The 13,328-nt window shown below is 65.5% G+C and carries 15 protein-coding genes; 5 read left to right on the top strand and 10 right to left on the bottom strand.

What is annotated here, in order from left to right:
* Nucleotides 1-25: 25 nt before the first annotated feature.
* From MOE34_RS18325 to ubiG, 3 genes are all read left to right on the top strand, one after another.
* Nucleotides 26-433, top strand: coding sequence for a F0F1 ATP synthase subunit epsilon (locus tag MOE34_RS18325; protein ID WP_160787085.1), 408 nt, complete (start codon nucleotides 26-28; stop codon nucleotides 431-433).
* Between the two features lie 214 nt (nucleotides 434-647).
* Entirely contained in the window at nucleotides 648-2,075 is a 1,428-nt protein-coding gene (locus MOE34_RS18320) for a mannose-1-phosphate guanylyltransferase/mannose-6-phosphate isomerase (protein WP_160787084.1), read from the top strand.
* 132 nt (nucleotides 2,076-2,207) lie between these two features.
* Nucleotides 2,208-2,957, top strand: coding sequence for a bifunctional 2-polyprenyl-6-hydroxyphenol methylase/3-demethylubiquinol 3-O-methyltransferase UbiG (gene ubiG, locus MOE34_RS18315; RefSeq protein ID WP_160787981.1), 750 nt, complete (start codon nucleotides 2,208-2,210; stop codon nucleotides 2,955-2,957).
* Here the strand turns inward: ubiG and MOE34_RS18310 are convergent, their stop codons facing one another.
* The 4 genes from MOE34_RS18310 to MOE34_RS18295 are packed head-to-tail and all read right to left on the bottom strand — an operon-like array spanning nucleotide 2,958 to nucleotide 5,335.
* Nucleotides 2,958-3,386: a DUF1178 family protein gene (locus MOE34_RS18310; protein WP_160787980.1), complete on the bottom strand. Its 429-nt coding sequence runs from the start codon at nucleotides 3,384-3,386 to the stop codon at nucleotides 2,958-2,960. It lies immediately after the preceding gene.
* Nucleotides 3,383-4,243 (bottom strand): carbon-nitrogen hydrolase family protein, encoded by an 861-nt coding sequence (locus MOE34_RS18305; RefSeq protein ID WP_160787979.1) that lies wholly within the window; start codon nucleotides 4,241-4,243, stop codon nucleotides 3,383-3,385. Before MOE34_RS18305 ends, MOE34_RS18310 begins: the two co-directional genes overlap by 4 nt.
* Before the next feature lie 10 nt (nucleotides 4,244-4,253).
* Nucleotides 4,254-4,508: a glutaredoxin 3 gene (gene grxC, locus MOE34_RS18300; RefSeq protein WP_160787978.1), complete on the bottom strand. Its 255-nt coding sequence runs from the start codon at nucleotides 4,506-4,508 to the stop codon at nucleotides 4,254-4,256.
* Nucleotides 4,509-4,543: 35 nt separating this feature from the next.
* The gene (locus MOE34_RS18295; protein WP_160787977.1) at nucleotides 4,544-5,335 is read right to left on the bottom strand and encodes a ComF family protein; all 792 of its coding nucleotides are present in this window, start codon (nucleotides 5,333-5,335) and stop codon (nucleotides 4,544-4,546) included.
* Between the two features lie 62 nt (nucleotides 5,336-5,397).
* Between MOE34_RS18295 and MOE34_RS18290 the strand changes: the two genes are divergently transcribed.
* On the top strand, nucleotides 5,398-6,270 hold the full coding sequence (locus MOE34_RS18290) for a methyltransferase domain-containing protein (RefSeq protein ID WP_160787976.1): 873 nt from the start codon (nucleotides 5,398-5,400) through the stop codon (nucleotides 6,268-6,270).
* Here the strand turns inward: MOE34_RS18290 and MOE34_RS18285 are convergent, their stop codons facing one another.
* The 6 genes from MOE34_RS18285 to MOE34_RS18260 all read right to left on the bottom strand — a co-directional run bounded on the left by MOE34_RS18285 (nucleotide 6,271) and on the right by MOE34_RS18260 (nucleotide 10,315).
* A complete protein-coding gene (locus MOE34_RS18285; protein WP_206366712.1) occupies nucleotides 6,271-6,444 on the bottom strand; it encodes a Flp family type IVb pilin in 174 nt (57 codons plus the stop codon). It lies immediately after the preceding gene.
* A 23-nt stretch (nucleotides 6,445-6,467) separates the two neighbouring features.
* On the bottom strand, nucleotides 6,468-6,788 hold the full coding sequence (locus MOE34_RS18280) for a hypothetical protein (protein WP_160787975.1): 321 nt from the start codon (nucleotides 6,786-6,788) through the stop codon (nucleotides 6,468-6,470).
* A gap of 113 nt (nucleotides 6,789-6,901) precedes the next feature.
* Nucleotides 6,902-7,324, bottom strand: a complete 423-nt coding sequence (gene mutT / locus MOE34_RS18275) for an 8-oxo-dGTP diphosphatase MutT (protein ID WP_160787974.1) — start codon at nucleotides 7,322-7,324, stop codon at nucleotides 6,902-6,904.
* Nucleotides 7,321-8,079, bottom strand: a complete 759-nt coding sequence (locus tag MOE34_RS18270) for a GNAT family N-acetyltransferase (protein WP_160787973.1) — start codon at nucleotides 8,077-8,079, stop codon at nucleotides 7,321-7,323. Before MOE34_RS18270 ends, mutT begins: the two co-directional genes overlap by 4 nt.
* A gap of 42 nt (nucleotides 8,080-8,121) precedes the next feature.
* Nucleotides 8,122-9,360, bottom strand: coding sequence for a bifunctional glutamate N-acetyltransferase/amino-acid acetyltransferase ArgJ (argJ, locus tag MOE34_RS18265; RefSeq protein ID WP_160787972.1), 1,239 nt, complete (start codon nucleotides 9,358-9,360; stop codon nucleotides 8,122-8,124).
* Nucleotides 9,361-9,415: 55 nt separating this feature from the next.
* A complete protein-coding gene (locus MOE34_RS18260) occupies nucleotides 9,416-10,315 on the bottom strand; it encodes a peptidylprolyl isomerase (RefSeq protein WP_160787971.1) in 900 nt (299 codons plus the stop codon).
* A 237-nt stretch (nucleotides 10,316-10,552) separates the two neighbouring features.
* On the opposite strand from MOE34_RS18260, the gene secA reads away from it, so the two are divergent.
* Complete coding sequence (secA, locus tag MOE34_RS18255) at nucleotides 10,553-13,267, top strand: preprotein translocase subunit SecA (protein ID WP_160787970.1); 2,715 nt, start codon at nucleotides 10,553-10,555, stop codon at nucleotides 13,265-13,267.
* Nucleotides 13,268-13,328 lie beyond the last annotated feature (61 nt).

Raw genomic sequence — 13,328 nt, 5'->3', positions numbered from 1 at the left:
GATTAGTCAAAAGAAGTGAATGGTCATGGCCGACAGTTTCAACTTTGAACTCGTTTCCCCCGAGCGCCTGCTGGTTTCCGGTAGCGTCAGCGAAGTCGTCATCCCGGCGACCGAGGGTGAGATGACCGTCATGGCCAACCATGCGCCGACCATGACGACGATCAAGCCGGGCATTGTCACCGTGAAGACGGCCGACGGCAAGAAGGACCGCTATGTGGTCTTCGGCGGCTTTGCCGACATCATCCCGACCGGCTGCACGCTGCTGGCCGAATCGGCCGTCCATGTCGACGAATTCAACAGCGACGACATCACGCGCCGCATCGATGTTGCCCGCAAGGAACTCGAGCATGTGAAGTCCGACGACCAGAAGTTCGGCATCGAGACCTATCTCGCCGAACTGACGACGCTGCAGGGCATCGTCATGCCGGTCTGATGGCAGGCATCATCGCGTAGACATCGAACCCGCCTCCGGCGGGTTTTTTGTTGCCCTGCATGCGCTGACAAGGTCCTCTTTACCTTACCGAAGGGAAAGCCGCTTCTTTCGTCGGCAACTTGCAGGCGATTTCCTCTTTCTTTACGGCCCTGCGCAAGATTGCGGTCAAACGCCCATCGCCATGAAGGCGAGGTCCAGCATCAGGATGGAATGAATGAGCACCAAGATCGTACCCGTCATCATGGCCGGCGGTAAGGGCACGCGCCTCTGGCCGCTGTCGCGCGCTTCCGCCCCCAAGCAGTTCCTCGAGTTCCTCGGCGAGACGACGCTCTTCCAGAAGACGCTGTCGCGCGTTTCCGACGCGGCGCTGTACGAGCCGCCCGTCATCGTCACCAATGCCGATTTCCGCTTCCTCGTCGCCGAGCAGGCGCGGGCGGCCGGCGTGCCGCTCACCTCGATCCTGCTGGAGCCGGTCGCGCGTAACACCGCACCCGCCCTTGCCGCCGCTGCCGCCGTGATCGCGGCCAAGCACGGCGAGGAGGCGATCATGCAGGTGCTGGCCTCCGACCACGAGATCGACGCCAATGCCGTCTATTTCGACTGCATCGCCAAGGCTGCCGCTGCCGCCCGCGCCGGCCGCCTCGTCACCTTCGGCATCACGCCCAGCGAGCCGGCCACGGGCTACGGCTATATCGAAACCGGCGAGGACCTCGGCAACGGCGCCCATGCCGTGCGCCGCTTCGTCGAGAAGCCGGATGCAGACCGTGCGACGGCCATGCTTGCGGCCGGCGGCTATCTCTGGAATTCCGGCATGTTCATGCTGCCGGTCGGCCTTTTCCTGCGCGAGCTTCAGCAATATGCGCCGGAGGTGCTGGCCGCGGCGAGCGAAGCGGTTTCCAAGGCGCATCACGACCTCGATTTCGAACGCCTCGACGAGACGGCCTTTGCCCGCGCGCCGGATATCTCCGTCGACTATGCGATCTTCGAGAAGACGCCGATCGCCGCCGTCGTGCTCTCGCCGATTTCCTGGTCGGACCTCGGTAGCTGGGATTCGGTCTGGAAAACGGGCCGGCAGGACGAGGCCGGCAACGTCGCCGACGGCAGCACGACGGTGCTCGACACGCGTAACTCGCTGGTCATCTCGCGCGATATCCATGTCGCCGTGCAGGGGCTGGAGAATATTGCGGTCATCGCCAGCGAGGATGCGGTCTATGTCGGGCGGCTGGAGGACAGCCAGAATGTCGGCAAGCTGGTGAAGCATCTTGCGGGCCTGCCGAAGACGGCGAAGCTGACCGAGACGCATCCGACGTCCTATCGCCCCTGGGGCGGTTATACCTCGGTGCTGAACGGCGAGCGCTTCCAGGTCAAGCGGCTGTTCGTGACGCCCGGCAAGCGGCTGTCGCTGCAAAAGCACCACCACCGTTCGGAGCACTGGATCGTCGTGCGCGGCACGGCGGAGGTGACCATCGGCGACCGCACGATCCCGCTGCGCGAGAACGAATCCGTCTATATTCCGCAGGGCGAGGTTCACCGGCTCTCCAATCCGGGCAAGATCCTGCTCGAGCTGATCGAGGTGCAGACCGGCTCCTATCTCGGCGAAGACGACATCATTCGCATCGAGGACGAGTTCGGCCGCGGCTGACCTCGCCTTTCAAAATTGCGCTGAAACGGGCGGGGCGTGGCGAGAGCCACGCCCCGCTTCACTTCGCCCCCTTGACATCCGGCCCCCGGAGGCCGACTTCACTTCGGCATCCCGACGCGAAGGAGACGAGCCATGAGCGAAGCAGCCCGCACGACGATCGACCAGGCCGAGGTCGACCGCTTTTCGGCGATGGCGGCCGAGTGGTGGGATCCGACGGGAAAATTCCGCCCGCTGCACAAGTTCAACCCCGTTCGTCTCACCTATATCCGCGACCTCGTTTCCGCCCAGTTCGGCCGCGACCCGCAGTCCCATCGCCCGCTGGAGGGCCTGCGCATCCTCGATATCGGCTGCGGCGGGGGGCTTCTGTCCGAGCCGATGGCGCGCATGGGGGCGGAAGTGCTCGGCGCGGACGCCTCTGAAAAGAATATCGGCATCGCGAAAGCCCATGCGGCGGGCAGCGGCGTGCCGGTCGACTACCGCGCCGTGACGGCCGAGGCTCTTGCGGAAGGCGGCGAGACCTTCGACGTCGTGCTCAATATGGAAGTGGTCGAGCATGTCTCCGACGTCGATTTCTTCCTGACCACCTGCGCCTCCATGGTGCGCCCCGGCGGCATGATGTTCGTCGCCACGATCAACCGCACGCTCAAGGCGGCGGCGCTCGCCATTTTCGCGGCCGAGAACGTGCTGCGCTGGCTGCCGCGCGGCACGCATCAATATGAAAAGCTGGTGCGGCCGGAAGAGATCGAAAAGCCGCTCACGGCCTCGGGCCTGACGATGACGGATCGCACGGGCGTCTTCTTCAATCCGCTGCTCAATCAGTGGAACCTGTCGAAGGACATGGACGTGAACTACATGCTGGTGGCGCGGCGCGCCTCCGCGTGATCAGTTCGTATCGTCGGGTAGCACGGGCAGGGCGGCGACCTCGACGCCTTCTTCCAGGAGATCGCGCACTTCTTCCGCCGTCGCCCGGCCGATGAGGCCGCGCTGCTCGGTTTCGCCGTAGTGGATCTTGCGGGCTTCCTCGGGAAAGCGCTCGCCGACATCCTCGGAATTGGCGCGGATGGTCGAGACGATCTCGCGAAGCTTCGTCATCATCTCGCGCTGGCCGGTCTGCACGGCGAGATCCTGCCGCTGCTGCTTCTTGCGCGCGGTGGAGACGGAAGGGGCCATCAGGCGCTTGGCGACATGGGCCGAGCCGCAGGTGGGGCAGGAGACGAGGGCCATCTTCTGCTGGCGGTCGAAATCGTCCGCCGAGCCGAACCAGCCCTCGAAAGCGTGCCCGTTGTCGCAGGTAAGTTCATAGCGGATCAAGCGGCAACGCCTCCCTTGACGGGATGATCGCCCGGGGCTTCGAGCGTGAAGGCGCGTCCGTTGCGCAGGTTCGGGATCTTGTCATGCGCCGCCTTGACGGCGGCGATGTCGATTTCCGCAAGCACGACCGCCTCGCCCGTTCCGCCCGCAGAGGCGAGCACGCGGCCCCAGGGGTCGACGATCATGGAATGGCCGAAGGTCTCGCGGCCGTCCTCATGCACGCCCCCTTGCGCGGCGGCGACGATATAGACGCCGTTCTCGATGGCGCGGGCGCGCAGCAGGATTTCCCAATGGGCTTCGCCCGTCTGGCGGGTGAAGGCGGCGGGCACGGAGATGATCTGCGCGCCCGCCTGAGCTTGCGTCTTGAAGAGTTCCGGGAAGCGCACGTCGTAGCAGATGGCAAAGCCGAGCCGTGCGAAGGGCAGGTCCGCCATGCGCGCCACCGCGCCCGGCGAATAGACCGCGCTTTCGCGCCAGCTCTCGCCATTGTCGAGGTCGACGTCGAACATGTGAATCTTGTCGTAGGCGCAGATGCGTGCACCGTCCGGGCCGAAGAGGAGGCCGCGGTTGGCGACCTTGCCGTCGGCAAGCGCGATGGCCGTGGAGCCGACATGGACATGGATGCCAAGCTCGGCGGCAAGCTGCGCGGCCGCCGCCACCACGAGGTCGTCCTCCTCTTGCCGCAGGATGGCGCGCAGGCCCGTGCGGTCGCGCTGGAGGGCCCCGGTCATTTCCGGTGTCTGGACATAGACCGCGCCCCTAGCGGCCGCCTCGCGCACGAGCCGGCGCATCGTCTCCACGTTGCGGACGGGGTCCGTCCCGGAGCACATCTGGATGGCGGCGATCGTGACGGGCATCGGGGTCTCCTCAGGCGGCCAGAAGCGCGTCGAGTTCGCCGGCGCGGTCCAGCGCATGCAGGTCGTCGCAGCCGCCGACATGGCGGCCATCGATGAAGATCTGCGGGAAGGTGTTGCGGCCGGCGCGCTCGATCATCTCCTGCCGCAGTTCGGGCGCGTGGGTGGCGTCGTGCTCCTGATAGGCGACGCCCTTCGTTTCGAGGAGTTTCTTGGCGGCGCTGCAATAGCCGCAGAACTGACGCGTGTAGATGACGACCGAAGCCATGCGTTTTCGCTCCAAAGCTTGAAAAACCTTATCTTTTATATAGGTCCGGGCAGCGCCCTTGCAAAGGTCAAAACGGTGACGTCCGCAACGCCGGCCCGTTTGAGGATGCGGGTGACGGCGGCAACCGTCGCGCCGGTCGTGTAGACATCGTCGACAAGCACGACGCGGCGGCCGAAAAGAGCCTCGCGACCTGCGGGGGTAATCGTGAAGGCGCCGCGCACATTGTCCTCGCGGGCGCGCGGGCCAAGGCCGATCTGGCGGCGGGTGCGCTTCGTGCGGCGCACGGCGTCGATCAGGACGGGCGTGCCGGAAAGCGCGCCGAGGGCCCGCGCCAGTTCGGCGGCCTGATTGAACTTGCGCCAGAGGAGGCGCAGGCGGTGCAGGGGCACGGGCACCACGACATCGGCCGCCTGAACGCTGCCGTCGCCGGCGCGCAGCATCCAGGCCGCCATCATCGGCGCAAGTTCGGTACGGTCGCGATATTTCAGCGCATGGACCAGACTGCGGGCGAGGTCGTCATAGAGCGCGACGGAGCGCAGCCGGTCGAAGGGCGGCGGGCTGGCTATGGCGTCGGCGCTGAGGATGCCGGGGCCGAGATCGTGCGAGAAAGGCGTGCCGAGCACCTCGCAATAGGGCCGTTCGATGAAGGCGAGCCCGGCCCAGCAAGCCGGGCAAAGGCTTGCCTTGCTGCCGAGAAGCACGCCGCAACCGGCGCAGACGGGTGGGTAGACGGTGTCGAGCGCAAGGCCCGCAAGGCCGCGCAGCCGGCGGGCGAGGGCCTGCCGGAGCGGGACTGCCGGCGCTTCATCGGCCCCGTTTTCGCTCATATGGTTGACAATAGCCGCGGTTCACGGCCAAAGCGACAGGGAATCCGAACTGGACCTTTCCCATGGAAACGCTTTTCGACCACGCCCTGATCGACACGAACCGCCTGCGGGCGCTGCGCGGCGAGCCGGCCGATTTCCTGCTCGACCTGGTGGCGCGCGAGCTTGCCGAACGGCTCGGCGTCATCGAGCGCCGCTTCGAGCACGCGGTCGAGCTGCACGGCCATACCGGCGCGGTGGCGCGCGCCCTTGCCGAAACCGGCAAGGTGGACGCCATCCTGCGCGTGGAGAGCGACGCGCGCTTTGCAGCGCCCGGCGAGGCGGTGATCGTCTCGCCGCTCGAGACCGTGCCGCTGGAGCCGCAATCGGTCAACCTGATCGTCTCGCCGCTCGCCCTGCATCTCACCAACGATACGCCGGGGGTCTTCGTGCAGATCCGCCGTGCGCTGAAGCCGGACGGGCTGTTCATGGCGGCCATTCCCGGCAGCGGCACGCTGCAGGAATTGCGCGAGGTCCTGCTGGCGGCGGAAAGCGAATTGACGGGCGGGGCCAGCCCCCGGGTGATCCCCTTCCCGGATGTGCGCGACGTGGGTGCGCTGCTCCAGCGCGGCGGCTTCGCGCTGCCGGTGACGGACAAGGAGACCTATACGGTCCGCTACGATTCGATCTTCCCGCTGATGAAGGACCTGCGCGCCATGGGCATGGCCAATCCGCTTGCCGGCCGCAGCCGCCGGCCGCTGGCGCGCGCGATCCTGCTCAGGGCGGCGGAGCTTTATGCCGAACGCTTCTGCGATCCGGACGGGCGCATCCGGGCGACCTTTTCGATCATCTATGTATCGGGCTGGGCGCCGCACGAAAGCCAGCAGAAGCCGCTGAAGCCCGGTTCGGCGGCGATGCGGCTTGCCGATGCGCTCAAGCAGACAGGTGGGCAAGAGTGATCAGTCCTCCAGTGTGAGGCTTTCGCTCAACATCTGGAACGTGTTGTCGAGGCTGTCGCCCAGGGCGGAAAGGCCGACGATCAGGCCGACGGCGACGAGGGCGGCCATCAGGCCGTATTCGATGGCCGTCGCGCCCTTGGCGTCGGCGAGGAATGACTTCAGAAATCGCATCATTCCCGCTCTCCCAAGGGTCTCGTTCAGCAGCCGCCGCCCGTTTCACTGCCGTTGACGATGCAGACGGCGCCCGGCATTTCCTGCAGGACGCTGCGGCGCACGGTATAGCGCTTGGTGCCGCTTTCCGCCGGGATCGAACCCGTCGAGATCATGTCGAAGTCGTCCGGCACATTGGCGATCATGCGCTTGTCGGTCTTCGCGGAGAGGACCGGGGTCAGGACCAGCGCCAGGGCGATCACGGCTGTACCGAAAAGGAGGGCAAGATTGAGGGCACCGGTCCGGGTGTCGCCGGCCGGCGTGAAATCCTTCTCCTGAACGGCTTTCCAGAAGTCTTCGTCACGCATCACAGGATCTCGTAAGCATTCATTGCAACGTTAGACCCAATCTTTGAACGAGGGTGCTAAACGTTTGCTTAACGGAGACTGAAAAATTGAGGGTAAATCCCTCGCTATCCCGCTCAGAGAAGGTCCATGAGGAAGGGGATGAGCGGTTCGTCGGCCGGCGGCATGGGATAGTCGCGCAGCGCCTTCGGGCGCACCCACTTGATCGCCTGCCCCTCGCGGCCCTGTGCGGTGCCCTCGAAGCGCCGGCAGACATAGAGCGGCATCAGCAGGTGGAAGTCGTCATAGGTGTGGCTGGCGAAGGTCAGCGGCGCAAGGCAGGGGATCTTCGTGGTGATGCCGAGTTCCTCGTCCAGCTCGCGGATCAGGGTTTCCTCGGGCGTCTCGCCCGGCTCCACCTTGCCGCCGGGGAATTCCCACAGGCCGGCGAGCTGCTTGCCTTCGGGGCGCTGCGCCAGAAGGATGCGGCCATCGGCATCGACCAGCGCGCAGGCGGCGACGAGAAGGATGCGGCGCTGTTTGGCAACGGTCTCGGTCATGCCGCGTTCGGTCCCCGGTAGCTGTATTCGTAGGCGTCCTTAAAGCCGGCGCGGCTGTAGAGCGCGCGGGCGGCGGCGTTATCCGCCTCGACCTGCACCCAGGCCTTGCGTGCGCCCTTGAGCTTGGCCCAGCGCAGGCTGGCATGCAGGATGGCGGTGCCGAGGCCCTGTCCGCGCCGTTCTTCGGCGACGCCGAGCTGGAGGATGCCGGCAAGGTCGTTGTCCTGCACGGCGATCGTCACGGCGGTCGGGCCGAAGTCGGGTTCCTCGAAGATGAAGAGGCCGGCTTCCGCCTTGATGGCGTTGATGATCTCGGTAAGGCCGGGCTTCAGCGCCGGGTCGTCGCCGGCCACGCGGATGCGCGCATCGACGAAGCGGCCGACATCGCGGCTCGGCAGGTGATCGAGGCCCTCGTCGCGCGGGAGGCTGGCGAGGTCGGCCATCATGACGGCGGTCCGGCCGGCATTCGCCCAGCCGGCCTCGTCCATGAAGGCGATCAGCTCCGGCGGCGCAAGCGGCGTCTGGCGCACGAGCAGCGGCCGGCCGTAATCGGCGAAGCGCTTTGCCGCCTTTTCAAGGCGGATCGCGATGTCGCGGGTATCGGACGGGTCGAGCGGGTTGACCGAGTTCAGCCGGCGCGAGGGGTGGCCCGCGGTCAGCCGGCAGAGCCAGCTTCCGTCATACTGAACCGTGGCCGCCGGCCAGGCACGAAAACCGACGGCCTCGAGCCGCCGGACTTTGGGGAGATCGCTCATCGTCGTCTTCTGTCCGGAAAGGGTCACGGATTCGCCGGTCTTTTAGCTGCGGTAGTCGCCGTTGATCTCGACATATTCCTTGGTGAGGTCGCAGGTCCACACCGTCGCGCGGCCCTTGCCAAGGCCGATCTCGACACGCACCGGAATGTCCTCGCGCTTCATGACGGCGGTGGCGGCGGCCTCGGAATAGGCCGGATCACGCTCGCCGTCGACGGCGACGCGCACGTCGCCGAACCAGATGGCGAGGCGGTCGCGGTCGGCCATCTCGCCGGACTTGCCGACAGCCATGACGATGCGGCCCCAGTTGGCGTCCTCGCCGGCGACGGCGGTCTTGACCAGCGGCGAATTGGCGATGGAAAGCGCGATGCGCTTGGCCGCTTCGTCGTTCTCTGCGCCTTCCACGGTGATCTCCACCATCTTGCGCGCGCCTTCGCCGTCGCGAACGACCTGAAGGGCGAGATCGCGCAGAAGGTCGTTCAGGGCGGCGCGGAAGCCGTCGAGCGTGGCATCGTCGGCCGTCACGGGCTTCTGGCCGTCGGTCGCGGCGGCGCCGGTGGCGAACAGCATCAGCGTGTCGGAGGTCGAGGTGTCGCTGTCGACGGTCACGGAATTGAAGGTCGGGCCGACGCCGGCCGAAAGCAGGGATTGCAGCACGGCGGCGGGAATGTCGGCATCGGTGACGACGAAGGAGAGCATGGTCGCCATGTCGGGCGCGATCATGCCGGCGCCCTTGGCGATGCCGTTGATGGTGACGGTGACGCCGCCAAGCGCGGCGGTGCGCGTGGCGACCTTCGGATAGGTGTCCGTCGTCATGATCGCCTTGGCGGCTTCGAACCAGAAGTCCTCGGTGCCGGAGGCGGCGAGGCTGTCGAGCACGCCGGAGAATTTCGTGGCGTCGAGCGGTTCGCCGATGACGCCGGTGGATGCGAGGAAGACTTCACCCTCGCTGCAGCCGATGGCCTTTGCGGCAGCTTCCGCGGTCATCTTCGTCGATTCGCGGCCCTTGCGGCCGGTAAAGGCATTCGCATTGCCGGAATTGACCACGACGGCGCGCGCGACGCCGCCCGGAAGGTTGGCGCGGCAGAAATCGACCGGGGCGGAGGGGCATTTGGAGCGCGTGAGGACGCCCGCCACCGTCGCGGGGCGGTCGAAGACCATCATCAGCACGTCGGTCCGGTTCTTGTACTTGATCCCGGCGGCGGCGGTCGCCATGCGCACGCCGCGCAGCGGCGGCATGTCGGCATAGGTTTTGGGAGCGAGCGGGGAGATCGAACCGGACATCGTTTGTTTCCTGCGTGAAGAAAGGCCCGGCGGGAAGCGCCGGGCCAAAGTCGTTTTACTGCTGGCCTTCCGCTGCCGGGGCGGCTTCGCCTTCACCTTCGGCGACCGGCTTGTTCACGGCGTCATAGGCGGTCTTCAGCGTGGCGTCCTGGATGTCGATCGGAGCGGCGGCCTTGGCCTTCTCCAGAAGCTCCAGATACTTGTCGCGCATGACAAGCTGGCGAACCTGCGGTTCGACCTGGTCCAGCGCCGGGGGCTGCTGCTTGCGCTTGTCCTCGACCTTGATGACGTGGAAGCCGAACTGCGTCTTCACCGGCTCCTTGGAATAGGCGCCCTTTTCAAGCGCGAAAGCGGCTGCTTCGAACTCCGGAACCATGCGGCCCTTGGAGAAATAGCCGAGGTCGCCGCCTTCCGACTTGTTCGGGTCGGTCGACTTTTCCTTGGCGATTTCAACGAAGTCCTTGCCGGCGTCGAGATCCTTGATGATGGCCTTGGCCTCTTCCTCGGTCTTGACGAGGATGTGGCGGGCGCGGATTTCGTCTTCCGGCGTGATCGCGGCGATTTCCTTCTCGTAGCGCGCCTTCACCTCTTCCGGGGTAACGGCATCGACGACGTGCTTCTTGAAGTAGGCGTTGTGCAACTCGCGGTCCGTGAGGAAGGCGAGGCGCTGCTTGAAGTCGGCGCTGTCCTTCAGGCCTTCCTTGTCGGCGTCGGCCGCGAGCAGCTTGACGTCGATGATGGAGGAGAGGGCGGCGACGCGCTTCTGGTCGTCCGGCAGGTTGGCGAGCTGCGGGTCGAGGCCGGCGATCGCGAGCTTCAGCTCCGATTCGTGGATCTCGACGGCGCCGACCTTGGCGATGACCGGATCGGCCGGAGCATCTTCTGCGCGAACATTGCTGCTGGCTGCGGCGATCGCGATCAGGGCGACTGCCGCGAGCTTGCTGTACTTGAACATTACGAAAAGACCTTTCACATCCTCGCCGGAATCGGGTCGATATCCGGTGCCGGACGGTTCAACACCACCAGAATGTGGCAGTTGTGCAACCGTCAGAGCCGTTGACATCATTCGACCCCCCTCTTATCTGTCACGCAATCCCGCGTCCAGAACAGTTTCCGGGCGTTTCACGGCTTTGCGCGCAATTATCGTGCGGCCCGTCACGCGCCGGGCGCCCATAAAGAAAGGACCATTCTGATGGTCAGCCTCGGCGGCATTGCCCGCAAGTTGTTCGGCTCCTCCAACGATCGCCGCGTCCGTTCCTATAAATCCCGCGTCGATGCGATCAACGCGCTGGAACCCGAGATCAAGGCGCTCTCCGACGAGGCGCTGCGCGCCAAGACCGTCGAATTCCGCGAACAGCTCGCAGCCGGCAAGACGCTGGACGACCTCCTGGTGCCGGCCTTCGCCGTCGCCCGCGAGGCGGCCTTCCGCGTTCTCGGCCTTCGTCCCTTCGACGTCCAGCTCATCGGCGGCATGATCCTTCACGAGAAGTCGATCGCCGAAATGAAGACCGGCGAAGGCAAGACGCTCGTCGCGACGCTGCCCGTCTATCTCAACGCGCTGGCCGGCAAGGGCACGCATGTCGTGACGGTCAACGATTACCTCGCCTCCCGCGACAGCGGCCTGATGGGCAAGATCTACGGCTTTCTCGGCCTTTCGACCGGCGTCATCGTGCATGGCCTCGACGACGACCAGCGCCGCGCGGCCTACGCCTCGGACATCACCTACGCGACGAACAACGAACTCGGCTTTGACTATCTGCGCGACAACATGAAGTACGAGCGCAGCCAGATGGTCCAGCGCGGCCACTTCTTCGCCATCGTCGACGAAGTGGACTCGATCCTCGTCGACGAGGCGCGCACGCCGCTGATCATCTCCGGCCCGCTCGACGACCGCTCGGACCTCTACACCACCATCGACGCCTACATTCCGCTGCTGGACGAGGCCGACTACGAGATCGACGAGAAGCAGCGCTCCGCCAACTTCTCCGAAATCGGCACGGAGAAGCTCGAAAACCTGCTGCGCCAGGCAGGTCTTCTCAAGGGCGAGTCGCTCTACGACGTGGAGAACGTCGCCATCGTTCACCACATCAACAACGCGCTGAAGGCCCACAAGCTCTTCACCCGCGACAAGGACTACATCGTCCGCAACGACGAAATCGTCATCATTGACGAATTCACCGGCCGCATGATGCCGGGTCGCCGTTATTCGGAAGGCCAGCACCAGGCGCTGGAAGCCAAGGAAAAGGTCACGATCCAGCCGGAAAACCAGACGCTGGCCTCGATCACCTTCCAGAACTATTTCCGCATGTATTCCAAGCTCGGCGGCATGACCGGCACGGCCTCGACGGAAGCCGAGGAATTCGGCAACATCTACGGCCTCGAGGTCGTGGAAGTGCCGACCAACCTGCCGATCCAGCGTATCGACGAGGACGATGAGGTCTACCGGACGGCGGAAGAGAAGTACAAGGCGATCATCGAGGAGATCAAGGCGGCGCGCGAGAAGGGCCAGCCGATCCTCGTCGGCACGACGTCCATCGAGAAGTCCGAGCTTCTGGCCGAACTGCTCAAGAAGTCCGGCTTCAAGGACTTCCAGGTGCTGAACGCCCGCTACCACGAGCAGGAAGCCTATATCGTGGCGCAGGCCGGTGTTCCCGGCGCCGTCACCATCGCCACCAACATGGCCGGCCGCGGCACGGACATCCAGCTCGGCGGCAACGTCGAGATGCGGCTTGAGCGCGAGCTTGCCGAGATGGAGCCGGGTGCCGCGCGCGACGCCAAGCGCGACGCCATCATCGCCGAGGTGAAGAAGCTGAAGGAACAGGCGCTCGCCGCTGGCGGCCTCTACGTCCTTGCCACCGAGCGCCACGAAAGCCGCCGTATCGACAACCAGCTTCGCGGCCGCTCCGGCCGTCAGGGCGACCCGGGCCGCTCGAAGTTCTTCCTGTCGCTGCAGGACGACCTGATGCGCATCTTCGGCTCCGAGCGCATGGATTCCATGCTGCAGAAGCTGGGTCTCAAGGAAGGCGAGGCCATCGTCCATCCCTGGATCAACAAGGCGCTGGAACGCGCGCAGAAGAAGGTCGAGGCGCGCAACTTCGATATCCGCAAGAACCTCCTGAAATACGACGACGTTCTCAACGACCAGCGCAAGGTCATCTTCGAGCAGCGCATCGAGCTGATGGACGGCGAGAATCTGTCGGAAATCGTCGGCGACATGCGCCATGAGGTGGTCGAAAACCTCGTGCGCCTGAACATTCCGGAAAACGCCTATGCGGAGCAGTGGGACGTCGCCGGCCTGAAGCATGGCGTTCTCGAACAGCTCAATCTCGACCTGCCGATCGACGCCTGGGCGGCGGAAGAGGGCATCGACGAGAAGGATATCCTGGAGCGCCTGCGGACGGCTGCCGATGCGGCGGCGCAGGATCGCGCGGAACGCTTCGGCCCCGAGATCATGACCTATGTCGAGCGCTCGGTGCTGCTCCAGACGCTGGACCACCTGTGGCGCGAGCATATCGTCAATCTCGATCACCTGCGCTCCGTCATCGGCTTCCGCGGCTATGCCCAGCGCGATCCGCTGCAGGAATACAAGGCCGAGGCCTTCGAACTGTTCCAGGCGCTGCTGGCGAACCTGCGCCAGACCGTGACCGCGCAGCTGATGCGCGTCGAGCTGGTGCGCCAGGCCGCCGATGCGCCCGCGCCGGTGCCGCCGGAAATGGAAGGCCATCACATCGACGGCACGACCGGCGAGGACGATTTCGGCGAAGGCAGCGGCTTCATGGCCGTCGCCGTCGAGGACCGCGACCCGAACGACCCCGCGACCTGGGGCCGCATCGCGCGCAACGAGCCTTGCCCCTGCGGTTCCGGCAAGAAATATAAGCATTGCCACGGCGCCTTCGAGCAGGCGTGACGCGCACTCTGAAATGCCGCCTCCGGGCGGCATTTTCTTTACGGGCGAGGCCCCGCGCGGC

The sequence above is a fragment of the Shinella zoogloeoides genome (genome assembly GCF_022682305.1).
GTDB lineage: Bacteria > Pseudomonadota > Alphaproteobacteria > Rhizobiales > Rhizobiaceae > Shinella > Shinella zoogloeoides_B.
The sequence above is the reverse complement of the archived record's forward strand: the minus strand, read 5'-3'. Positions and strand labels throughout refer to the sequence as shown.